Source organism: Rhodococcus sp. WB1, assembly GCF_001700945.1.
Lineage (GTDB): Bacteria > Actinomycetota > Actinomycetes > Mycobacteriales > Mycobacteriaceae > Rhodococcus > Rhodococcus aetherivorans.
On record NZ_CP015529.1, the window covers coordinates 2,236,764 to 2,259,531 of the forward strand.

The window sequence follows — 22,768 nt, forward strand, 5'->3', positions numbered from 1 at the left end:
GGCACCACGCCGAAGCCGAGGATTCTGTCGAGCGGGTGGCCCTGCGATGGCGGAAACTGGGCCGATGACGATGTTCACCCCGATCAACCCGGCCGACCTGGCCGGCGTCATCGCCGAACGCGCAGCCGGGCACCGCCGACGGGTGTGCGTCGGGATCTCTGCCGCCGACGCGGCCGCACCGCTGAACCTTGCGGAGGAGGTCGCCGCGCGCCTGCGCGTCGAGGGCCGGCCGGCGGCAGTGCTGTCGCTCCACGACTTCGTGCGCCCGGCCTCGCTCCGTTTCGAGCACGGACGCACCGATTACGAGAGCTACCGGACGAACTGGTTCGACTACGGCGCGCTCGACCGCGAAGTCGTTCGGGGACTTCACGAAAAGAAGCGATGGCTGCCGCGGTTGTGGGACGAGGCGGGGGACCGGTCGGCTCGTGCCCGCCGGGTGGACGCTCCCGACGGTCAGGTGCTCGTGGTCGCCGGCCCGATGTTGCTCGGTCGCGGACTCGCCTTCGACGTCGCGGTGCACCTGGCGATGTCGCGGGCCGCGTTGGGCCGGCTGACGCCCGACGAGGACTGCTGGACGATCCCGCCGCTGCTCGAGCACGACGCCGCCGCGGCCGCGGAGGCCGACATCGTCGTGCGGTACGACCATCCGGATCGCCCGGCGATGCACGCCGCCGGTGCGATCCGGTCCGGGAACGGGGACCGGCGATCCGGTCAGCGGCAATGAGCCGGTCGGCGGGTGGGTCCCGATCCCGGGCGGCGGGCGATCGCACGCACACCGGGCCCCGACGTCGAGCCTCGACCGGTCAACGAGCGCTACATCCTCCCCCCGGGGGCCCTGTGCGCGTCATGGGGCGCACGGGCGGTCACAGCTTGTAACCGATCGTGCGCAGCAGTGCCTTGCGGTCGGCGACGTCGGCGCTCGTCTCCACGCCGAGGGGTGGGTTCCCGTCGATCACCCCGGCAATGCCTCGGCCGAGCTCCGTCTCGGCCACGATGATCTCGACGGCGTTGGCCGTGGCGCAGAAGATGCCGCATACCTCCGGTACCTGCTTCAGCGTGTTCAGGATGTTCACCGGATAGCCGTCCTCCACGAACACGAAGAACGAGTGGCCTGCGCCGACCGCCAGGGCGTTGCGCCTGGCCAATTCGACGAGCCGGTCGTCGTTGCCCGAGAAGCGCACGAGGCGAGGTCCGGAGGCTTCGCAGAACGCGACTCCGAACCGGAGGTGGGGACTCACCCCGGCCAGTGCTTCGTGCAGGTCCTCGACGGTCTTGATGAAGTGGGCCTGCCCGACGACGACGTTCATGTCGTCGGGCTTGTCGATCGCCACGATGTGCAGCTCCACGATCGCCTCCTCGGATGCCCTGCGGCTCGGCAGGCCAGCGTCGACAGACAGTCTGCCCCGCTGGGCAACCCGGGGGCAACGACGGGAGAACGGGAGAGGACCGGAGCGGATCTGCCGAACCCGGCTGGGGTGCGGCGCTGGCAGGGCCGGATCCGGGATCGGACCGGCTCGGGTTCTCGGCACGCAACATCCCGGATGGTGTTCTCGCCCAGCCGGTCCCGCACCGCGTCAGCGACCGACGCCGGCGCGGGCTTCGGCTGGTGGGGCTGCCCGAAGCCGAAGCCTGCGTCGACGGGGTCCTCGGCAGGATCGCCGTCACCGTGAGTCACACCGGCATGCACCGCTGCGCGCGCCGGCAACGCGGGACGGTCGAAGGCCCGGAGGGCTCCCCGTCGTGTCCGTGCGGGTCCGCGGCAGCACCCGCACGCCCGTGCGGCGGATGCCCGAGGGACCAATGCCCCTATGCCGGCCGTTCCGGGCGGCGCATGATCGGCTCGACGCGATCTGCACCGGAGGGAGCGGCCGTGACGACCAGCAGCGACGCGGTGATCCGCAAGACGGCCGACGACCTGCGGGTCCCGCCGAACCTGTCGGACTACGAGGCCACCTGTGCCCGGTTCACGTGGGACGAGGCGGCGGCGCAGGTGCCGGGCCCCCGGGCGGGGGGTGCAACATCGCCTGGTCGGCGGTCGACCGGCACGCCGACGGCCCGCTGCGGGACCGTCCCGCCCTCCGGTTCCTCGGTGCCGGTGACGCGACGGGCCGTATCGACGTCACGGAGTTGTCGTACGGCGACCTCGCAGACCGCGTCCGCCGCTTCACCCGCGTCCTGCGCGACCTCGGAATCGGCAAGGGCGACCGGCTGTTCGTGTTCTCCGGCCGGATCCCCGAGCTGTACATCGCCGTCCTCGGTGCCCTGCGCAACGGCACGGTCGTCACCCCGCTGTTCTCGGCCTTCGGTCCCGAACCCCTGCTCACCCGCCTCGAACTCGGCTCCGCACAGGTATTGGTGACCACGGAGGCGCTGTACCACCGGCGCGTCGCGGGGGTGCGCGACCGGGTGCCGACCCTCGAGCACGTGCTGCTCGTCGGCGACGACGAAGCCGCCGCCACCGACGTTCCCGGCACCCTCGACCTACGGGCCCTGCTCGACGCCGCCGAGCCGGCCGCCGATCCCACACCCACCACCGCCGGCGACCCGTCGTTGCTGCACTTCACGAGCGGCACCACCGGCACCCCCAAGGGGGCGCTGCACGTGCACGGCGCCGTCGTCACCCACTACGCCACCGGCCGCTACGCCCTCGACCTGCATCCCGACGACATCTACTGGTGCACCGCCGATCCCGGCTGGGTGACGGGCACGTCGTACGGCATCGTCGCGCCGCTGCTGCACGGCGTCACCTCGATCGTCGACGAAGCCGAGTTCGACGCCGAACGGTGGTACCGGATCCTGCAGGACCAGCAGATCAGCGTGTGGTACACCGCCCCCACCGCCATCCGGATGCTCATGCGCGCCGGACCCGAGGTCGCGGGACGCTACCGGTTCCCGAACCTGCGGTTCGTCGCCAGCGTCGGCGAGCCGTTGGCACCCGACGCCGTGTGGTGGGGCACCGAGGTGCTGGGGCTGCCCATCCACGACAACTGGTGGCAGACCGAGACCGGCGGCATCATGATCGCCAACACGCCGGCGTTCGACATCAAGCCCGGATCGATGGGCCGGCCCCTGCCCGGCGTCGACGCCCGGATCGTCCGCCGCGACGAGGACGGCACGGTGCACGAGGTCACCGCCGCCGACACCGAGGGTGAACTGGCGCTGCGGGCGGGCTGGCCGTCGATGTTCCGTGGCTACCTGAACCAGGACGAGCGCTACCGCAAGTGCTTCGCCGGCGATCTCTACCTCACCGGGGACCTCGCGCGCCGCGACGCCGACGGATACTTCTGGTTCGTCGGCCGCGCCGACGACGTGATCAAGTCCGCCGGCCATCTCATCGGACCGTTCGAGGTCGAGAGCGCGCTCGCCGAACACCCGGCCGTCCTCGAAGCCGCCGTGATCGGTGTGCCGGACGAGATCCTCGGCGAACGGGTGAAGGCGTTCGTCGTCCTCGAGCGCGGCGTCGAACCCGACGACGCGTTGCGCCGCAAGCTGATCGGGCACGCCCGCGTCCGGCTCGGTGCGGCCGTCGCCCCCAAGGAACTCACGTTCGTCGACTCGCTGCCGCACACCCGCAGCGGCAAGACCCTGCGCCGGCTGCTCAAGGCCCGCGAACTCGGCCTCGCGGAAGGCGACACGTCGACGCTCGAGACCCCGGAGGTGGCCGGATGACCAGCGACACCGAGCAGGCCGGCGGGGGCGCCGCCGGATTCCCCTACGACCGCGACTTCGCGCTCGCGCTGCTGGCCGACATGCTGCGCATCCGCCGGATGGAGGAGAAGGCCGCCGAACTCTACGGCGCCGGCAAGATCCGCGGATTCCTGCACCTGTACGTGGGGGAGGAGGCCGTGGCGGTCGGCGCGCTGCACGCGCTCGACCCGGGCGACACGGTCGTGGGCACCTACCGTGAGCACGGGCACGCCCTGATCCACGGGCTGTCCATGAACGCGATCATGGCGGAGATGTTCGGCAAGCAGGAAGGCTGCTCCCGCGGGCGCGGCGGCTCGATGCACCTGTTCGACGCCGCGACCCGCTTCTACGGCGGCAACGCGATCGTCGGCGGGGGCCTGCCGCTGGCGGTGGGCCTCGCGCTGGCCGACAAGATGCAGAAGATCCCGCGGGTCACCGCGTGCTTCTTCGGTGAGGGGGCGATGGCCGAGGGCGCGTTCCACGAGGCGCTCAACCTCGCGGCCCTGTGGCAGCTGCCGGTGCTGTTCTGCTGCGAGAACAACCTGTACGCCATGGGCACCGCCCTGGCCCGGTCCGAGTCGCAGACCGACCTGTGCGCCAAGGCCGCCGCGTTCGGGGTGCCCACACTCCGGACGGACGGGATGGACGTGCTCGCCGTCCACGAGACGGCCCGGGCCGGGGTCTCCCACGTCCGCAGCACGGGCGGACCGATGTTCCTCGAGTTCCAGACCTACCGATTCCGTGCCCACTCGATGTTCGACCCCGAGCTCTACCGCGACAAGGCCGAGGTCGAACGGTGGAAGGAACGCGGCCCCATCCACACGTTCTCGGCGCGGCTGAAGGCGCTGACTCTGCTCACCGAGGAACAGTTCCGGCAGCTCGACGCCCAGGCCGTGGCCGAGGTCGACGACGCCGTCGCCTTCGCCGAGGCCGGCACCTGGGAGCCGGAGTCCGACCTGCTCCGCGACGTGACCACACCGGCCGGGGAGGCACCGTGAAACTCAGCTACCGCGAGGCCCTGCGCGCCGCGCTGCACGACGCCCTGAGCACCGATCCGCGGGTGTTCCTCATGGGCGAGGACATCGGGCGATACGGCGGCACGTACGCCGTGACCAAGGGCCTGCTCGACGAGTTCGGACCCGAACGCATCCGCGACACCCCGCTGTCCGAGCTGGGCTTCGTCGGTGCGGGCATCGGTGCGGCGCTCGGCGGGATGCGGCCGATCGTCGAGATCATGACCGTCAACTTCAGCCTGCTGGCCCTCGATCAGATCGTGAACACCGCCGCCGCACTGCGCCACATGTCCGGCGGCCAGTTCTCCGTGCCGATCGTGATCCGCATGGCCACCGGCGCCGGGCGGCAGCTGGCCGCGCAGCATTCGCACAGCCTCGAGGCGTGGTACGCGCACATCCCCGGCATCCGGGTGCTGGCCCCGGCGACCGTGCGGGACGCCCGCGGCATGCTCGCCCCCGCTCTCGCGGATCCGGACCCGGTCGTCGTGTTCGAGCACGCACTGCTCTACAACACCACCGCCGACATCGACCCCGACGAACCGGTCGACATCGACAGCGCGCGGGTGCTCCGGCCGGGCGGCGACGTGACCCTCGTCGCCTACGGCGGCACCGTCGGCAAGTCCCTCGTCGCGGCGGAAACCCTGGCGGGCAGCGGAATCGAGGCCGAGGTCGTCGACCTGCGGGTGCTGCGCCCGCTGGACACGGCCACCGTCGTGGACTCCGTCCGTCGCACCCACCGGGTGGTGGTCGTCGACGAGGGCTGGCGCAGCGTCGGCCTCTCCGCGGAGGTGACCGCCCGGATCGCCGAGGAGGCGTTCTACGACCTCGACGCACCCGTGGCGCGGGTGTGCAGCGAGGAGGTGCCGGTGCCCTACGCCCGGCACCTGGAGCAGGCGGCGATTCCCCAGCCGGAGAAGATCGTCGCCGCCGTGCAGGCCCTGATGGGCGAGAGCTGAGGAGGCGACGTGTTCGAGTTCACCCTGCCGTCCCTCGGCGCCGACATGGACGAGGGCACCCTGACCGAATGGCGCGTCGCGCCCGGGGACACGGTCGAGCGCGGCCAGGTGATCGCCTCGGTGGACACCGCCAAGGCCGAGGTGGAGGTCGAGATCTGGCGGGACGGGGTCGTCCACCGGTTGGTCGCGGAACCGGGTGTCACGCTGCCGGTCGGCGCGGTGATGGCAACCCTGCTCGAGCCCGGGGAGGACGCTCCGCCCGTCGCCGAGGCCCCGGTGGTGGCCCCCGTCGCCGCGGCCGGCGGCGCCGCCCCCGTCACCGAGGCGCCGCCGGCGCCCGCTCCGGCCGCCCCGGCCGCGCGGGCGGCGGGTCTCGCCGGCCGCCCGCCGGCAGGCCCGGCAGCTGGGCGTGGACCTCGACACCGTGACCGGCACCGGACCCTGGGAGTCGGTGACGATCGAGGACGTCGATCGGGCGGCGGCTCGTGCGGGCGCCGCGCCGGCGCCGGCACGAGCTGCCGCCGCGGCGGCACCGGCCAGGGCCCCGATCGACAAGGCCGCCGAGATGCGCCGCGCCATCGCGTCCGCGATGGGACGTTCCAAGCGGGAGATTCCGCACTACTACCTGTCGGAACAGATCCCGCTCGCGCGGGCCCTCGACTGGCTCACCGAGTACAACGCGCAACGCCCGGTCACCGAGCGCGTCCTGCTTGCGGCGCTGCTGCTCAAGGCGGTCGCCCTGGCCACCCGCCGGTACCCCGAAATGAGCGGATTCTGGACCGACGGCGAGTTCCACCCGGCCCCGGCCGCGCACGTGGGGGTGGCGGTCTCCCTGCGCCAGGGCGGGCTGATCGCCCCGGCGATCCACGACGTCGCCGACCTCGCCCTGCCCGAGCTCATGGCGGCCCTCGCCGACCTCGTCAAGCGCGCCCGGGCGGGCTCGCTGCGCAGCTCGGAGATGTCCGACCCCACCGTCACCGTGACCAACCTGGGGGAGGAAAGCGTGGACTCGGTGTACGGGGTGATCTACCCGCCGCAGGTCGCACTGGTCGGTTTCGGCAAGCCGACCCGGCGCCCGTGGGTCGACGGCGACGCGGTGCGGCCCGTCCCGGTGGTCACCGCGACCCTCGCCGCGGACCACCGGGTCAGCGACGGCCGGCGTGGCGCCCTGTTCCTGGCCGAGATCGCTGAACTGCTCCAGCACCCGGAACGACTGTGAGGTGAGATCGTGACCACCGACGAGACCAATACCGGCGAGACCGCCCGTGCCGACATCCGCGCCGCCGTCGTCGCCGCGATCGCCGACGTCGCCCCCGAGATCGAGGACATCGAACTGGCGGGGGACCGGCCGCTGCGCCAGCAGGTCGACCTCGACTCGATGGACTGGCTGAACGTGCTGATCGGACTGCGTTCGTCGCTCGGGGTGGACATCCCCGAGGCGGACTACGCGCACCTGAGCACCCTCGACGGCCTGGTCGGATACCTGGCGCAGCGCCTCGGGCGGTGAGGCCGCACCAGATGACCCGAGAACTGTGCCCGGCCGGTCTCACCGGGTGCATTCTGTGAGAAGAACGACCGACGGGGATGCAGTCGTGGACGGGGACATGGCCGGGAACGATCCACTGTGTGGACGAGTCGGGGAGATCGTCGTGGCGCTGCGCAGGCTGTCCGCCGCGCTCGACGAGGGCGACGAGTTGCCCGAGCTGCTGCACCTGCTCGTCGGCAACGTCGTGAAGATCGTGCCCGAGACCGGCATGGCGGGGGTGACGGTCCTGCGGGGCGGCCGCCCCGAGACGGAGGCCTGCAGCAATCCGCTGCTCTACGAACTCGACCACGCCCAGTACCTCGCCGGCGCCGGCCCGGGCCTCGACGCCGTGCGGACCGGCCAGGTGGTGCGCGCGGACCGCGCCGAGATGCGGCGACGCTGGCCGGCGTTCGCCGAGCGCGCGGAACGGTTCGGGACGGCGAGTTCGCTGGCCGCGCCGCTGCGGATCGACGACGAGACGGCCGGATCGTTCAACCTCTACAGCGAACACGACCACGGGTTCGATTCTCTGGACGAGACGCTGGTGGAGGTGTTCACGACGGCCGTGGAGACCGCACTGCGGCAGGCCCGTCGCTGTGCCCGGGCCCGGGCGGAGATCACGCAACTCGATCGGGCCCTGCGCTCGCGTCCGACCATCGACCACGCCGTCGGGATCGTCATGGCCGCGCGCGGTCTGACCGCCGAGGAGGCCTTCGCCGTGCTGGTGCGCCAGTCCCAGCACGAGAACGTCAAGCTGCGCGACGTCGCTGCCCGACTGGTCGCCCAGCTCACCCCCGCCGGAACCGACCCGCGGCCGGGGCCGATGACCCGGGACCGGTGACCGTTCCTATCGGCAGCACGCACGGCCCGTCGCCGTCCCACGAAAATCCTCGCGGGCAAGGTTTCACGAACGCCCACGGAGGTATCTCTCCGGCAGCCGCAGCCACTCCGCTCCGGTCACCTGTTCGAACGAAAGGAGCCGGCCATGGCCGAGCACGCAGGACGAACTATGACCCGGACACCGGTGCAGACAGCCGCCCTCGCTGTCGGTGTGGTGTTCCTCCTCGTCGGCATTCTCGGGTTCGTTCCCGGAATCACGACCAACTACGACACCATGACGTTCGCCGGGCACGAGTCCGGGGCGCTGCTGCTCGGGATCTTCGAGGTCTCCATCCTCCACAACATCGTGCATCTGCTCTTCGGTGTGGCAGGCGTCGCGATGGCCCGCACGGTCGGTGCCGCTCGGTCCTACCTCATCGGCGGCGGCATCATCTACCTGGTGCTGTGGCTCTACGGACTGGTGATCGACAAGGACAGCTCGGCGAACTTCGTGCCGGTCAACTCCGCCGACGACTGGCTGCACTTCGTGCTCGGGGCCGCCATGATCGCCCTCGGCTTCCTGCTCACCCGCCGGACCACGACGCACCGCACCGTGCCCGGCACCCGCTGACAGCCACCCACCGACCCGTCGCCGGTCCTCGCCGCCAGGAGCGAGGACCGGCGACGTTCGTGTGCACCCGCGGATCGTTCCGTCCTGCGGGCACGGCCCAGCCGGGCTCGACCGCACGGCGAGCCCGGCCGAGCCGTGGTCACCTCCGTGGCCCGCTCCTGCGACGCTGGACCACCACGTAGACGACCACCCCGACGAGAATGAGAATGCCCAGAACCTCCATGACCGTCGGATACCCGCAGAACCCGTGACGAAGCAGCGGTCCGGTGCCCGGCGCGCGCCGGCCACCGGCTCCGCCGCGGGGGCAGCCCCACGATCGGTCGCGGAATCGGCGTCGCGCACCCCGGGGCGGGGTCCACAATCTCTCGCATGGACCGCGCGATCGCGCGGGAGACGGGAGCGGCGACGGATGGAATGGGGAAGTGTGCTCGTCGACAGCGTCTGGTGGACGCTGAAGGCGTATGTGATCACAACGGTGGTGTTCGTCGTCGTGGTGGCGCTGCTCGCGCGAACGACCCACTGGGGACGGCAGTGGTGGCGCATCGCGTGGCCCTACTTCGATCCGCGTCGGGGCCTCGGCCCGCTCGGACTCGTGGCCCTGGTTCTGCTGTTCACCGTCTTCGCGGTGCGGATGAACGTGCTGTTCTCGTACTGGTACAACGACTTCTACACCGCGATCCAGGACCTCGACGAGGCCGCGTTCTGGCGGTTCATGCGGGTCTTCGCCGTGCTCGCCACCATCCACGTGGCGCGCAGCCTGGTCGCGTACCTGCTCGGTCAGACCCTCGACATCCACTGGCGCACCCAGTTGAACAACCGGCTCGTCGACACCTGGCTCGACACCGGGGCGTTCTACCGGGACCGGTTCGTGGACAAGCCGGTGGACAACCCCGACCAGCGCATCCAGGTCGACGTCACCGATTTCGTCACCACCACCCGCGTCCTGTCGATGGGGGCGGTCACCGCGGTGCTGTCCATCGTCAGCTTCACCGGCATCCTGTGGGACCTGTCGGGCCCGATCACCGTGTTCGGCACCGAGATCCCCCGCGGAATGGTGTTCCTGGTCTACATCTACGTGCTGGTCACCACCGCGGTGGCGTTCTGGATCGGCCGGCCGCTGATCCGGCTGAACTTCCTCAACGAGAAGCTCGGCGCCACCTACCGCTACGCCCTGGTCCGCGTCCGCGAGTACGGCGAGAACATCGCCTTCTACCGCGGCGAGAACGTCGAGCGGGGTGGCCTGCTGGGCCGATTCGCCGCGGTGATCCGCAACTGGTGGCGCATCGTGTTCCGGATCCTGAAGTTCGACGGCTTCAACCTGACCGTCAACCAGATCGCGGTGATCTTCCCGTTTCTCATCCAGGGGCCGCGGCTGTTCGCCGGTCAGGTCACCCTCGGTGACGTGATGCAGACCGGCAACGCCTTCGGTCAGGTCCACGAATCGCTGTCCTTCTTCCGCGAGTCCTACGACGACTTCGCCGCGTTCCGGGCGACCACCATCCGTCTCAACGGCCTGGTCGACGCCACCGACCAGTCCGCGAAGCTGCCCGTCCTCGTCGCGACCGAGCAGGGTGACACCCTCGACCTGCGCGGTCTCGACGTGCGGACCCCGGCCGGCCGGCCGCTCGTGACCGGCCTCGACATCCACGTGTCCCCCGGCGAGGCGCTGCTCGTCCGCGGCGCGTCCGGCAGCGGCAAGACGACGCTGCTGCGCTCCCTCGCCGGGCTCTGGCCGTACGCCCACGGTCGGATCGCGCGCCCGGACGGCGACGCGCTGTTCCTGTCCCAGGACCCGTATGTGCCGCTCGGGACGCTGCGCGAAGCGCTGTCGTATCCTCGTCCGCCCGTACGGGACGACGCGGAACTCGGCGAGGTGCTCGAACGCGTGCACCTCGGGCACCTGAGGGAACGCCTCGACGACGACACCGACTGGGCGCGCGTGTTGTCCCCCGGGGAGCAGCAGCGCCTCGGGTTCGCGCGGGTGCTGCTGGCCCGGCCGCGGACCGTGTTCCTCGACGAGGCCACCGCCGCCGTCGACGAGGGACTCGAGCACGCGCTCTATCGCACCGTGCGCGAGGCGCTGCCGGACAGCGTCCTCGTCAGCGTCGGGCACCGCAGCACCCTCGACAGCTTCCACGATCGGGTGCTCGAACTGCAGGGGGAGGGTCGCTGGACGGTCACCGAGAGCGTCCGCTGAGCTCCACGCGAGGTCACCGGGCGAATCACCCCGAGACGTGTCCACCGCCCGACGGCGGAACTACGCTGAAAGCGCGGTGACCTCGATGCCGGCGACTGCCGGCGGGCATGTCCGAGCGTCGGCACCCGGTGTCCGGTCCCGAGCCGGGATGCTCGTGCGGCAGCCGAGGAGGACACCATGCACCACAGCACTTCCTACCGGCGGCGTCCGCGCGGTTCGGTCGCCACCCTCGTGGCCCTTCCCGGATCCGCCCTGCGGGCCGGCGTGCGGGTGGCGGCCGCCGGTGCCGGCGTCGCCCTCGACACCGCGATCGTCGGCGCCGCCACGGCGGCCGGCGTGGGGGCGGCCCTGCTGCGCGCACCCGTCACCGCCGCCGCGGCCCCCGCCCCCGCGGCCGTTGTCCAGCTCGTCGCGGACGTCGCCCGGGAGGCGGCCGGCGGCCGCCCCGCCCGGCGCTGCGCAGCGAACGGTGCCCGAACGTGGATCGAGGTCCGCGGCCTCGACGGCCCGGACGGGGAGGCGCTCGGCGACCGGGTGCTCGCCGCGATCCGGGACACACCGGGCGTGGCCACAGCCGAACTGCACCGCCCCTGGTGCCGTCTCGTGGTGTCCACGGACCCGGCCGGACCGACGGCCGGCACGCTCCGGCGCCTCGTCGAACACGCCGAAGCGGAGGGCGCCGCAACCGCACCCCGCGGTGTTCCGCACGAGCTGCCGGGCGACGACGTCCTGCTCGTCCGGCGGGGCGTGTCCGCGGCGACCGCCGGCACCGGACTGGCGCTGACCGCGGCGGGGCGCTACCTGCGCCTGCCGCGCCTGCACGGCGGCGCAGCCGCTCCGGTCCTGGTGTCGGACTACCACCCGCGGATCCGCGCTCTCGTCGAGTCCGCGCTCGGCCCCGGCAGGGCCGACCTGCTGCTGGCCGCCGGGACCTCCGTGCTGCACACCCTGACCCTCTCGCCTGCCTCCTCCGCCGTCGAGGCCGCCACCCGGACCGTCCTCGTGGGCGAGACATTGGCGATGCGGCGCGCCTGGCGCGACTTCGAACCGGACCTCGCCCCCCACGCGGCCACGGCCCGCTGCCCGCGCCGGCCGGTCCGTCCCACCGAACCCCCGGCCGGTCCGGTCGAGCGCTACACCGACCGTGCCGGCTGGGCCGGCCTCGCCGGCGCGGCGGCGGCCGGGCTCCTGACCGGCCGACCCACCACCGCCGGTTCCGCGGCGCTCGTCGCCGTCCCCAAGGCCACCCGCACCGCGCGGGAATCCTTCGCCGCCACCCTCGCGCGCGGGCTCGCCGCCCGCGGCGTGCTGACCCTGCGACCGGCCGTGCTGCGCCGCCTCGACCGGGTCGACGCGATCGTCGTCGACCCCCGCGCCCTGTACACCCCCGGGCTCGCGGTGACGCGCCTGAACGGCGTGCCCGACCGCGACCGCAGCGTGGTGTGGGACCGGGCGCGGACGGCGGTCGAACGCGGCGTCCTCACCCCCGGCTGGCACCCCGTCTCCGCCGTGCCGGACGTGCCCGGGCACCTTCCCGCCGACGCGCGGGTGCTGATCGGTCCCGTCCACGACCGCTACGCGTCCGCCGTGCTCGCCGCCGCCCGGCGCGCCGGGATCGTCGTGGTCTCCGTCGAGGACGAGGGGGCGGGCTCCCTGCGGAACGGATTCGATCGCCTCGAACCTCTCGTCGAGTCGATGGACGCCGCACTGCTCGGCATCGTCGAGAGGTTGCAGCGCGGCGGCGGCACCGTCGTGGTCCTCACCGCCGAGGCGGCGCAGGCCCTCGCCCTGGCCGACGTGGGCATCGGTGTCCTGCGCGATGGCAGCCGGCCGCCCTGGCCGGCGGACCTGATGGTCCGCGACCTCACCGGTGCGTGGCGGATCCTGCACGCGCTCCCGGCCGCCCGGACCGCGAGCCGGCGCGGCGTGGAGATCGCCCGCGACGCCTCCGCCCTCGGAGCGCTGCTCATGTTGCCCGGTGTGCCGGGCACCGGTCCGGAATCGGTCACCGCCGGTGCCGCGGCCGGGCTGTGGGCCGGAACGTCGGCGGCCCGCACCGCGCTCGCCGCGCCGCTGCCGCCACCGCGTTCGGCCCACGACTGGCATGCGCTGTCGGTGGCCGAGGTGTGCGCGCTCCTCCCCGCGCCGTCGCCGGACGAGTTGTTCTTGCCCGCGGAGGATTCCGGCTGGCGGGTGCGGACCCGCACGCGGGCGGTGCGGGTGGTGCGGCGGGTCGGCACCCGCCCGGTCGGCTCCGCCGTCGACTTCACCCGTGCGGTACGCACCGAGCTGTCCGACCCGCTGACCCCCGTCCTCGCCACCGGTTCCGCGGCGAGTGCGGTGCTCGGTTCGCCGCTCGACGCCGTGCTCGTGGGATCGGTGTTGCTGCTCAACGCCGCGATCTCGGCCGCCCAGCGCCTGCGTGCCGAGCGACTTCTGAAAAGGCTTCTGGCGGTGCAGGATCCGCCCGCGCGCCGCGTCGCCGGACCACGCGGCGGCAGGCGATACGTCGGAGTCCCCGCGGCCCGGCTGCGTCCCGGGCACGTCGTCGAGGTCCGTCCCGGCGAGGTCGTGCCCGCGGACGGGCGCATCCTCCACGCCGACGGGGTCGAGGTCGACGAGTCGGCACTGACCGGGGAGTCGCTCCCGGTCGTCAAGCAGAGCGACTCGACGCCGGGGGCCCCGCTGGCCGAACGCGCCTGCATGCTCTACGCGGGCACCACCGTGCTCACCGGCACCGCGGTGACGGTCGTGACGGCGGTGGGCGGGGCCACCGAGACCCGTCGCGCCACCGCGATGGCGCCCGCGCGGGTCCGGGAGGTGGGCCTGCAGGCACGGCTGAGCACCCTCACCCGCCGGGCGCTGCCCGTCAGCCTCGGCGGCGGCGTCCTCGTCGCCGCGCTGGGCCTGCTCCGCGGCACCGGGGTCCGCGCGGCGGTGACCAGCGGGGTCGCGGTCACCGTCGCGGCCGTGCCGGAAGGGCTGACGCTCGTGGCCACCCTCGCGCAGGTCGCGTCCGCCCGCCGGCTCACCAAGCGCTCGACCCTCGTGCGGGCGCCCCGCTCGATCGAGGCCCTCAGCCGGGTCGACGTCGTCTGCTTCGACAAGACGGGCACACTCAGCGAGAACCGCCTGCGGGTCGCGGCGGTCGAACCCGCCCCCGGCTTCACCCGGGAGGACGTGCTGGCCTGCGCCGCCCGCACCGGCATTCCGGCAAACGGGGGACCACCCGAGCACGCCACCGACGTCGCGATCGTCGAGTCCGCGCACGCCGCCGCCGTCGCGGACCGGGCCGCCGAACGGACGGCCCACCTGCCGTTCCGGTCCGGCCGGGCCTACGCGGCTGCGATCGCCGGAAACCGCCTCGCGGTCAAGGGTGCGCCGGAGATGATGCTCGGCGCCTACGGCGACGACCATCCCGACGTCCGCGAGCGGGTGCACGCCCTGGCCGCCGACGGACTGCGGGTCATCGCCGTGGGACAGCGCGACCTGACCGATGCCGAAACCGCTGGGGCGGCAGACGATCCCGACGCCCTCGCGGAGCTGTCCGGAAACGGGCTGCGGCACGTCGGCCTCATCGGGCTGTCCGACACACCGCGGGCCGACGCGGCCGGACTGCTGCCCGCGCTGCTCGAGCAGGGCGTCGCCGTCCGGCTCGTCACCGGCGACCATCCGGTGACCGCCGTCGCGATCGCCGGCGAACTGGGCCTGCCCGTCACGACGGATCAGGTGCTCAGCGGTGCCGAATGGGACGGACTCTCGCACACCGAACGGGAACGAGCCGTGGAGGAGCGCCTCGTCTTCGCCCGGATGTCCCCCGAGCACAAGGTGCAGATCGTACAGGCCCTCGAGCACACCGGACACGTGTGCGCCATGGTCGGTGACGGCGCCAACGACGCCGCCGCGATCCGGGCCGCGAGCGTCGGCATCGGCGTGGCCTCCCGCGGCAGCGACCCCGCGCGCGGCGCGGCCGACGTCGTGCTGCTCGAGGGCCGCGTCGCGGGCCTGCTCGACGCGCTCGACGAGGGCCGCGTGCTGTGGCAGCGGGTCCAGGCCGCCGTGTCGGTCCTGCTCGGCGGCAACGCGGGCGAAGTCGCCTTCGCGCTGCTCGGTAGCCTGATCACCGGCCGCTCGCCGCTCAATGCCCGCCAGCTGCTGCTGGTGAACATGCTCACCGACGCGCTGCCCGCGGCGGCCCTCGCCGTCAGCACCCCCCGCACCGACGGCTCCGGCCCCGCGCCCCGGCCCGACGAGTCGGTGCTGCTGCACGCCATGGCCGCCCGCGGCGCCACGACCGCGGCCGCGGCCACCGCGGCGTGGGCGATGGCCAGGGTCACGGGCTCGAACCCGCGCGCGTCGACCGTGGCGCTCGTCGCGCTCGTCGGCGCTCAGCTCGGGCAGACACTGCTCGAGTCCCGCAGCCCCCTCGTCGTCGCCACCGTCCTCGGCTCGCTCGCCGCCATGGCCGCACTGATCAGCACGCCGGGGGTCAGCGGGCTGCTGGGCTGCGTGCCGGTCGGTCCGGTCGGATGGACGCAGGCACTCGGGTGCGCTGCGGCGGCCACCGTGGCCGCCGCCGTCGCACCGACCGCCGCGCTCCGGCTGCCGGCGATCGGGGAGGTGGTGACATCGGTGCTCGAGTCCCGGGATGCCGGTGGCGCTTCCGGGAAAACGTCGGCGCCGACCGCTCGGCTCTCGCCGACATCGGGACTACAGTAGGGGCGAGTCCGACCGTCACGGCCGCCGTGCCCCGGGAACGACGGCTCCTCGAGGCGCCGAGCTCGCCGCAGACCCCCGCGCCACCGTCCCGCCGAGACCCCGCGCACGCTGGCGACCGAAAGCAGAGCAGGGACGTGCCATGCAGCTACTGGACACCACCGGCCACCTGGTCACCCGCACCGCGTACGCCACCACCAGCGCCGCGGGAGCCGTCGGCGGCGCCGCTGTCGGCGGGCTCGTCGGCAGCGTGCGCGGTGCGCTCGACGGCGCCCGCTCCGGTGTGAGCAGCGGCTCCGGCTCCACCCCGGCGGCGGCGCTGACCCTCGCGGCGCTCGGGCTCACCGGGCTCGTGGAATGGCCGGTCGTCGTCGCCGTCGGCGGAGGCGCGCTCGCCGTCCGGCTCCTCGCGCCCCGCCCCGGCCCGGCGCGTCCCGGCGCGACCGCCGCCGCCCCCGGGGCGGTCACCGCACCCGCACCGACGGCGCAGCCGGCACGGAAGACTCCCCCCGTGGCGACGAGCTAGTTCGGCCGGTGGTGTCAGTCGTCGACCACGACCACCACGCCGGCGCGCATCAACACGGCGTACAGCTCGCACAGCGGGGGAGTGAGCAGCCGGACCACGGCGCCGACCACCGCATCCGGGCCCACGGCGGCCATCGGGTTCGACATGCCCCCGACGGTAGGGACGTCAGGTGAACCGAAGTTGACGAGCGAGGAAAGAATGGCCGACGAACAGTCCTTCTGGGAATCCCACCGAACGATGGCGCGGCTCGCCCGCGACGCCGAACGCTTCGCCGTGCACCTGCCCCTCGTCGGCCGAGTCGGGATCCCACGGCCCGACCAGCTCGCCTACTTCGCCGGGCTGGCGGCGCTGGTGGCGCTGGATCTGATCGAGTGGCCGGTGGCGGTGGCCATCGCCGCGGGCCAGGTAGTGGTCACCGAGCACAACCACCGCGGTGCCGCGGCCGCGACGCACCGCCCCGGGACGCCGACCGCCGCCGGCGCAGGCACGGCGACGACGTCCGCGGAGGCGACGACCTGACTCGTCACGGGGTGCACACGAGCGTGAATCCCGCGCCGATCCCGCCCCGGGCGTCCAGGTCCTCGATGATCCGGTCGGCCCGCTGGTACACCGCGAAGCGCACGTCGTTCGGCCGGTATCCGACCGCGAGGCCGAGCCACTCGTGGGTGTCGGTGCGGGCCAGCGGGCCGCCGGAGTCGCCCTGCTGCATCACGAGCCACGAGTTGACCGAGTTCGGGTTCACCAGCACGTCGCGGGTGCCCGCGACGTCCAGCGTGTCGACGAGCGGGGCGGGCCCGCACGCGATCCCGGTCGTGTGCCCGGCCGCGCAGTGCCTGCCGATGTCCTGGTCGCCGTCCGGCAGCGAGCCGATCGACTCGAGCACCACGACCTCGCCGTCGGCGTCCGGCGCCGAGGTGTTCGAGCCGCGTACCCTCGTCTCGTCGAGCTGGAGCACCGCATAGTCCGGCACCGCGTCGGTCGGTATTCCGAGCCAGTCCACCGACCCGGGGCTGTGGACGGAGGTCTCGGTGCCGACAGGCCCGCGGCTCTGCTCGCCGGCCTTCCACACGGCCGCCGAGCCGGTCTGCCGGCAGTGGCCGGCGGTGATGGCGACGAGCCGCCCTGCGCGGTCGTGGCCGACCGCGGCGACCGAGCACCAACCCGGCGCGGGATCGGCGGCGGTGAAGGTGATGCCGTCGCCCGGGCGCAGCACGATCCGATCGTCCGGCACGTGCGCGGCCGCACCCGGAGCCGGGGCGAGCAGCGCAGCCGCGCAGGCCGCCACGACGGGAAGGGCGCGTCCCATGCCTTCTCCGATCTCGATCCGCGTTCCGCAGGGCCCGGGAACGGTCGGCGGTGGTCCCGACCGGAACACCGGCCGGCGCAACCGAAATCGGCACCTTACCAGCGTTCCCGGACGTCGGCGCGGCGCACCGGTCGAGAGGGCGACGGGGCGGGGACCCGCGGGTCGCTCGGGGCGCCGCTCCGATGAGGCGGCGCACTGTGGGTGCCCCCGGTCAGACTCGAACTGACACTGTACGGGTTTTGAATCCGTTTCCTCTGCCAATTGGGATACGGGGGCGTCGTGCGGAGACCACTGTAGAAGATCGGTAACTGCCGTCGACCACCGGTACCCTTCTAACGTTCCACCCCCTCCGCGGGGGCCGCCCGAGCGACAGGAGATGGCCGACGATGACAGCCGCCCCGCACGAGAATCCCGCTCAGCCGCGGCGCGTCGTAGTGGCCGAGGACGAGGCGCTGATCAGGCTCGATCTGGTGGAGATGCTCCGCGAGGAAGGCTACGAGGTCGTCGGTGAGGCCGGCGACGGGCAGCGGGCGGTCGAGCTGGCGGAGGAGCTGAAGCCCGACCTGGTCATCATGGACGTGAAGATGCCCCGGCGCGACGGCATCGACGCCGCCTCGGAGATCGCCGCCCGCCGCATCGCGCCTGTGGTCATCCTCACGGCGTTCAGTCAGCGCGAGCTTGTCGAACGTGCCCGGGACGCCGGCGCCATGGCGTATCTCGTCAAGCCGTTCTCCAAGTCCGATCTCGTTCCGGCCATCGAAGTGGCGGCGAGCCGGTTCGCGGAGATCCGTGAACTCGAGCGCGAGGTGGCGGGGCTGACCGAGCGGTTCGAGACCCGCAAGCTCGTCGACCGAGCCAAGGGCCTGCTCATGGACAAGCATGCGATGACGGAGCCGGAGGCGTTCCGCTGGATCCAGCGGGCGGCAATGGATCGGCGCACCACGATGAAGCACGTCGCCGAGGTGGTCATCGAGACGCTGGGTGGTGCCGCGGCGGGATGACGGAGCTCCCCGTCACACCGGCGTTAATTCTTCGATAACGGTCGCGTCACAAGGATTTCGCCCGGGTTCACGGACGGCGCGGGACGGATAGGTTTCTGGCCACGTCCCGGTGACGCATCCGGGACGGTGTGCATGCCGATCGAAGGAGAGTTGGATGGCCAGACGGACCTTCGTCCGCGCCGCTGCGGTGTTCGGAGCAGCGTCTCTCGCCCTCGCGGGTTGTAGCTCGGACAGCGACGATTCCGCCGCGGGCGGTTCCGGTGACAGCGCGGCGTCCGCGACGACCGTGACCACCGACTGCGAACCCGCGCAGGCGACCGCCGGTGCCACGCCGGTGACGACCCCGCTGAAGATCGGCACCCTGCTTCCCGAGACCGGCAGCCTCGCCTTCCTCGGGCCCCCGGAGGTGGCGGCGGTGCGGCTCGCGGTGGACGACGTGAACGCCGCCGGCGGTGTGCTGAGCCAGCCGGTGGAGCTGATCACCGGCGACTCGGGCGACACCACGACCGACACCGCGAACTCCACGGTGGACCGGGAACTCGCGGCGGGAACGCAGGTGATCGTGGGGGCGGCCTCGTCGTCGGTGTCGCTGAAGGTGCTCGACAAGATCGCCAGCGCCGGGGTGGTGATGTTCTCGCCGGCGAACACCTCCGACCAGTTCGTCTGCTATCCCGACAAGGGGCTGTACTTCCGCACCGCCCCCACCGACGTGCTGCAGGCGCAGGCCCTGGCGCAGCTGATCTCGGACGACGGTGCCCAGCGGGTGTCGATCATCGCGCTCAACGACCCGTACGGCACCGGCCTGGCCACCAACACCCAGAACAACCTCGTCGAGGCCGGCGTGCCGGAGGACCAGGTCCAGAAGATCATCTACGACCCCAACGCGCAGTCGTTCAACGCCGAGGTCGACCAGATCAAGAACTTCGGCCCCGACGCCGTGGCGATCATCGGGTTCGAGGAGTCCGCGAAGATCCTCACCCGCATGCACGAGGTGGGTATCGGGCCGTCCGACGGCATGCTCGTCTACGGCGTGGACGGAAACATGGGCAACGCCCTCGGTGAGGCCGTCGCGCCCGGGCTGGTCGACACGATGCGCGGCACCACTCCGCTCACGGACGTCGGCCCGGACTTCCAGAATCGGCTCAAGGCCATCGATCCCGCGCTGATCGACTTCAACTATGCCGGCGAATCGTACGACGCCGTGGTGATCTCGGCGCTCGCCGCGGAACAGGCCGGCTCCACCGCCGGGGTGGACATCGCCGCGAACATCAACAGCGTCACCAAGGACGGCACGACGTGCACCAGCTACCAGCAGTGCCTGGATCTGCTGCGCGGGGGCCAGGACATCGACTACGACGGTGTCACCGGCCGGCTCAACTTCACCGACGCCGGCGAGCCCGGCATCGGGTCCTACGGGCACCTGGTGTTCGGGCCGGACAACAGGCTCACCACCGAGGACTACATCGTGGTCGGTGAGTAGCGACGACCCCGCGGACGGGGCCGGGAACCGATCGGTTCCCGGCCCCGTCCGTCGTCCACCCGTCAGCTGCGCTTCTTCTCCTGGCTGCCCGCGAGCGTCCCGAGGTACAGCTCGACGACCTTCGGGTCGTGCATGAGATTCGGCCCGGTGTCGGTATACGCGTTGCGGCCCTGGTCGAGCACGTAGCCGCGGTCGCAGATCTGCAGGCACCGTCGCGCGTTCTGCTCGACCATGATGATCGACACCCCCGCGGCGTTGATCTTCTTGCAGCGGATGAACACCTCGTCCTGGAACATCGGCGACAGGCCCGCCGACGGCTCGTCGAGCAGCAGCACGGACGGATCCATCATCAGCGCCCGGCCCATCGCCACCATCTGCCGCTCACCGCCGGACAGGGCACCGGCCTTGACCTTGCGGCGCTCACCGAGGAGCGGGAACAGCTCCGCGACGAACGCGAAACGTTCCTCGAACTTCTTGGGCCGCAAGTAGATTCCCATCTCGAGGTTCTCCTCGATGGTCAGTGACGGGAACACGTTACGGGTCTGCGGCACGTAGCCGAGACCCTTGCGCACCAGTACGTGCGCGGGCGCGGCGGTGATGTCGTCGCCGCGCAGCGTCACCGTGCCGCGGCGCACCGGGATCAACCCGAACAGCGCCTTGAGCAGGGTCGACTTGCCGGCGCCGTTGGGTCCGATGATGCCGACGATCTCGCCGTCGCGGAGGAAGAAGTTGCAGCCGCGCAGGATGTCGACACCGGGGAAGTACCCGGCGACGATGTCGTCGGCGCGCACCAGCGCCCCCTCGGCGAGACGGGCGTGCTCCTCGGGAGTGGCCGCGCGCTCGGCCGCGGTCATCTGCGCCGGGCTGGGGGAGGGCGTCTCGCTCACGGCTTCTCCTGCGTCGGAGGCTCGGTACCGGTCTCGGGCTGCCCGGCCGCGCCGGGCATGTCGGCGAGGACGGTGGCGCTCGGTTCGGACAGGTCGCCGCCGGACTCGAGGGTGTGGGCCTCGGCCTCCTCGATCGCCACGGCGAGCGCGGCCGTGGCGCCGACGGGGTTGCCCTCGTCGTCGAACTCGAGCGCCTGGTCGTGGTGGCTGCCCAGGTAGGCGTCGACGACGGCCGGACTCGAGGACAGCTGGTCCGGCGGGGCCTCGGCGATCACCGAGCCCTGGGCCATCACCACCACCCAGTCGGAGATGTCGCGGATGACGTCCATGTCGTGTTCGACGAACACGACGGTCATCCCGTCGTCGCGCAGGGCCTTGATGTGCCCGAGGAGGCTCTGCGTCAGCGCGGGATTGACTCCGGCCATCGGCTCGTCGAGCATCACCACCGTCGGCTCGGTCATCAGGGCCCGCGCCATCTCGAGGAGCTTGCGCTGCCCGCCGGACAGGGAGCCGGCCAGGTCGTCGGCCTTCGCGTCCAGGGCGAACCGCGCCAGCAGTTCGCGAGCCCGCTCGGTGACGGCGCGTTCCTGCCGGTGCCACATCCACGGCAGCAGCGCACCGAGCATCCGTTCCCCGCGCTGGCCCGTCGCGCCGAGCCGCACGTTGTCGAGCACCGTCATCTTCGACAGCGCCTTGGTCAGCTGGAACGTCCGCACGATCCCGCGGCGCGCCAGCTGGTGCGGGTGCAGGCCGCCGAGCGGCATTCCGTCCATGCTCCAGGTCCCCGTGTCGGGGCGGTCGAAGCCGGTGAGCAGGTTGAACAGCGTGGTCTTGCCTGCGCCGTTCGGCCCGATCAGCCCGGTGATGCACCCCCGCTGAATCTCGAGGTGCGCCACGTCGACCGCTCTGAGGCCGCCGAAGGTGCGGGAGAGCCCGTCCACCACGAGGATCGGATCCGGTTTGGCCGCGCCGGGCTCGCGTGCCACGGAGTCGAACAGCGCGGAGCGCTGCGCCGCGGAGAGGGTCGCGTCAGGCATCGAGCTGCACCTCCCGCTTGTTGCCGAGGATGCCCTGGGGCCGGAACACCATCATGACTGCGATGAGCACACCGAGGAGGATGTAGCGCATCGCCCCGACCTGCTGCTCGGACAGGGCCAGCAGCGGGTCCGGGCCCGAGATGGACTGGCGTAGCAGGGCATCGGGAACGGTGAGCAGGAACCAGAACAGCATCGCGCCGAGCACGGGACCGAACACGGTGGCGGCGCCACCGAGGATCAGGGCGCCGAAGGCGAAGAACGTCTGCGCGGTGGAGTAGAAGTCGGGGTTGATCGACTTGGTCTGCAGCGCGTTGAAGACGCCGCCGAGCCCGCCGATCATGCCGCCGAGCACCAGCGCCTGCATCTTGTACACGAACACGTTCTTGCCGAGCGATCGGGCGGCGTCCTCGTCCTCGCGGACGGCCTTGAGGACCCGGCCCCACGGGCTGTGGCTGAGCAGATACACCAGCCCGCACAGCAGCAGCACCAGGGTCCAGCCCACGACCATCGCCCACAGGTCGTCGCCGTAGAACCGCATCCCGAGCAGCGAGTACTGCCGCCCGGAGTCGAACGGGCTGAGCTGCGTGAACGGCCCGGCGAACCCGAACAGGCCGTTCGTCGAGCCGGTCACCGGATCCGAGGCGGTGGACCGGAACACCAGCCGCAGGATCTCGGAGGCGGCGATGGTGACGATGGCGAGGTAGTCGGCGCGCAGCCGCAGCGTGGGGATGCCCAGCACCAGGGCCAGCAGGGCCGAGGCGGCCAGGCCCACGAGGATGCCGAGCCACAGCGGCTGGTCGTAGGTGACGGTCATGATCCCGACGCCGTACCCGCCGAGCAGGGCGAACCCGATCTGGCCGAAGTTGAGCAGTCCGGCGTACCCGAAGTGCAGGTTCAGCCCGATGGCCAGCAGCGCGTAGAAGATCGCCGACGGCCCGATCAACTGGGCGAAGGAAACCTGGAGAACGGCAGCGATGTCCACGGCGG

18 protein-coding genes, 1 tRNA gene and 2 pseudogenes are annotated in these 22,768 nt (G+C 72.2%); 14 read left to right on the top strand and 7 right to left on the bottom strand.

Annotated features, from left to right (window positions below; translation table 11 throughout):
• The first annotated feature begins 64 nt into the window (after positions 1-64).
• Positions 65-724 carry a uridine kinase gene (locus A4U64_RS09995; RefSeq protein ID WP_065922515.1) on the top strand — a complete coding sequence of 220 codons (660 nt, stop codon included), beginning with the start codon at positions 65-67 and terminating at the stop codon, positions 722-724.
• 139 nt (positions 725-863) lie between these two features.
• Here A4U64_RS09995 and A4U64_RS10000 read toward each other — a convergent pair whose 3' ends face one another.
• Positions 864-1,346: an adenosine-specific kinase gene (locus A4U64_RS10000; protein ID WP_029544028.1), complete on the bottom strand. Its 483-nt coding sequence runs from the start codon at positions 1,344-1,346 to the stop codon at positions 864-866.
• 485 nt (positions 1,347-1,831) lie between these two features.
• Between A4U64_RS10000 and acsA the strand changes: the two are divergent.
• The 10 genes and pseudogenes from acsA to A4U64_RS10050 all read left to right on the top strand — a co-directional run bounded on the left by acsA (position 1,832) and on the right by A4U64_RS10050 (position 16,070).
• A pseudogene (gene acsA, locus A4U64_RS10005) lies at positions 1,832-3,669 on the top strand (acetate--CoA ligase).
• An 80-nt stretch (positions 3,670-3,749) separates the two neighbouring features.
• Positions 3,750-4,685 carry a pyruvate dehydrogenase (acetyl-transferring) E1 component subunit alpha gene (gene pdhA, locus A4U64_RS10010; RefSeq protein ID WP_373566482.1) on the top strand — a complete coding sequence of 312 codons (936 nt, stop codon included), beginning with the start codon at positions 3,750-3,752 and terminating at the stop codon, positions 4,683-4,685.
• Complete coding sequence (locus A4U64_RS10015) at positions 4,682-5,656, top strand: alpha-ketoacid dehydrogenase subunit beta (protein WP_029544022.1); 975 nt, start codon at positions 4,682-4,684, stop codon at positions 5,654-5,656. The genes pdhA and A4U64_RS10015 overlap by 4 nt, the downstream gene beginning before the upstream one ends.
• Before the next feature lie 9 nt (positions 5,657-5,665).
• A pseudogene (locus tag A4U64_RS10020) lies at positions 5,666-6,875 on the top strand (dihydrolipoamide acetyltransferase family protein).
• 9 nt (positions 6,876-6,884) lie between these two features.
• A complete protein-coding gene (locus A4U64_RS10025) occupies positions 6,885-7,163 on the top strand; it encodes an acyl carrier protein (RefSeq protein ID WP_006946663.1) in 279 nt (92 codons plus the stop codon).
• 97 nt (positions 7,164-7,260) lie between these two features.
• Positions 7,261-8,022, top strand: coding sequence for a GAF and ANTAR domain-containing protein (locus tag A4U64_RS10030; protein WP_065923456.1), 762 nt, complete (start codon positions 7,261-7,263; stop codon positions 8,020-8,022).
• 168 nt (positions 8,023-8,190) lie between these two features.
• Complete coding sequence (locus A4U64_RS10035; protein ID WP_037200930.1) at positions 8,191-8,631, top strand: DUF4383 domain-containing protein; 441 nt, start codon at positions 8,191-8,193, stop codon at positions 8,629-8,631.
• Between the two features lie 409 nt (positions 8,632-9,040).
• Positions 9,041-10,828 (top strand): ABC transporter ATP-binding protein/permease, encoded by a 1,788-nt coding sequence (locus A4U64_RS10040; protein ID WP_050035320.1) that lies wholly within the window; start codon positions 9,041-9,043, stop codon positions 10,826-10,828.
• A 177-nt stretch (positions 10,829-11,005) separates the two neighbouring features.
• The gene (locus tag A4U64_RS10045; RefSeq protein ID WP_232334184.1) at positions 11,006-15,547 is read left to right on the top strand and encodes a cation-translocating P-type ATPase; all 4,542 of its coding nucleotides are present in this window, start codon (positions 11,006-11,008) and stop codon (positions 15,545-15,547) included.
• A gap of 139 nt (positions 15,548-15,686) precedes the next feature.
• A complete protein-coding gene (locus A4U64_RS10050) occupies positions 15,687-16,070 on the top strand; it encodes a hypothetical protein (protein ID WP_084648622.1) in 384 nt (127 codons plus the stop codon).
• Between the two features lie 14 nt (positions 16,071-16,084).
• On the opposite strand, the gene A4U64_RS29055 is transcribed toward A4U64_RS10050, so the two are convergent.
• Positions 16,085-16,216 carry a hypothetical protein gene (locus A4U64_RS29055; protein WP_256997108.1) on the bottom strand — a complete coding sequence of 44 codons (132 nt, stop codon included), beginning with the start codon at positions 16,214-16,216 and terminating at the stop codon, positions 16,085-16,087.
• A 52-nt stretch (positions 16,217-16,268) separates the two neighbouring features.
• On the opposite strand from A4U64_RS29055, the gene A4U64_RS10055 reads away from it, so the two are divergent.
• The gene (locus A4U64_RS10055; RefSeq protein ID WP_065922516.1) at positions 16,269-16,589 is read left to right on the top strand and encodes a hypothetical protein; all 321 of its coding nucleotides are present in this window, start codon (positions 16,269-16,271) and stop codon (positions 16,587-16,589) included.
• 4 nt (positions 16,590-16,593) lie between these two features.
• On the opposite strand, the gene A4U64_RS10060 is transcribed toward A4U64_RS10055, so the two are convergent.
• Both A4U64_RS10060 and A4U64_RS10065 read right to left on the bottom strand, forming a co-directional pair.
• Positions 16,594-17,376, bottom strand: coding sequence for a hypothetical protein (locus A4U64_RS10060; protein WP_029544013.1), 783 nt, complete (start codon positions 17,374-17,376; stop codon positions 16,594-16,596).
• A 202-nt stretch (positions 17,377-17,578) separates the two neighbouring features.
• Positions 17,579-17,652 (bottom strand) — tRNA-Leu (locus A4U64_RS10065).
• 110 nt (positions 17,653-17,762) lie between these two features.
• Here A4U64_RS10065 and A4U64_RS10070 point away from each other — a divergent pair.
• Positions 17,763-18,377 (top strand): ANTAR domain-containing response regulator, encoded by a 615-nt coding sequence (locus A4U64_RS10070; RefSeq protein WP_006941125.1) that lies wholly within the window; start codon positions 17,763-17,765, stop codon positions 18,375-18,377.
• 154 nt (positions 18,378-18,531) lie between these two features.
• Complete coding sequence (locus A4U64_RS10075; protein WP_029544011.1) at positions 18,532-19,857, top strand: ABC transporter substrate-binding protein; 1,326 nt, start codon at positions 18,532-18,534, stop codon at positions 19,855-19,857.
• Positions 19,858-19,919: 62 nt separating this feature from the next.
• On the opposite strand, the gene A4U64_RS10080 is transcribed toward A4U64_RS10075, so the two are convergent.
• The 3 genes from A4U64_RS10080 to A4U64_RS10090 are packed head-to-tail and all read right to left on the bottom strand — an operon-like array spanning position 19,920 to position 22,763.
• On the bottom strand, positions 19,920-20,711 hold the full coding sequence (locus A4U64_RS10080; protein ID WP_037201731.1) for an ABC transporter ATP-binding protein: 792 nt from the start codon (positions 20,709-20,711) through the stop codon (positions 19,920-19,922).
• Positions 20,712-20,740: 29 nt separating this feature from the next.
• Entirely contained in the window at positions 20,741-21,781 is a 1,041-nt protein-coding gene (locus A4U64_RS10085; protein ID WP_065922517.1) for an ABC transporter ATP-binding protein, read from the bottom strand.
• The gene (locus A4U64_RS10090; RefSeq protein WP_029544009.1) at positions 21,774-22,763 is read right to left on the bottom strand and encodes a branched-chain amino acid ABC transporter permease; all 990 of its coding nucleotides are present in this window, start codon (positions 22,761-22,763) and stop codon (positions 21,774-21,776) included. The genes A4U64_RS10085 and A4U64_RS10090 overlap by 8 nt, the downstream gene beginning before the upstream one ends.
• Positions 22,764-22,768: the final 5 nt, after the last annotated feature.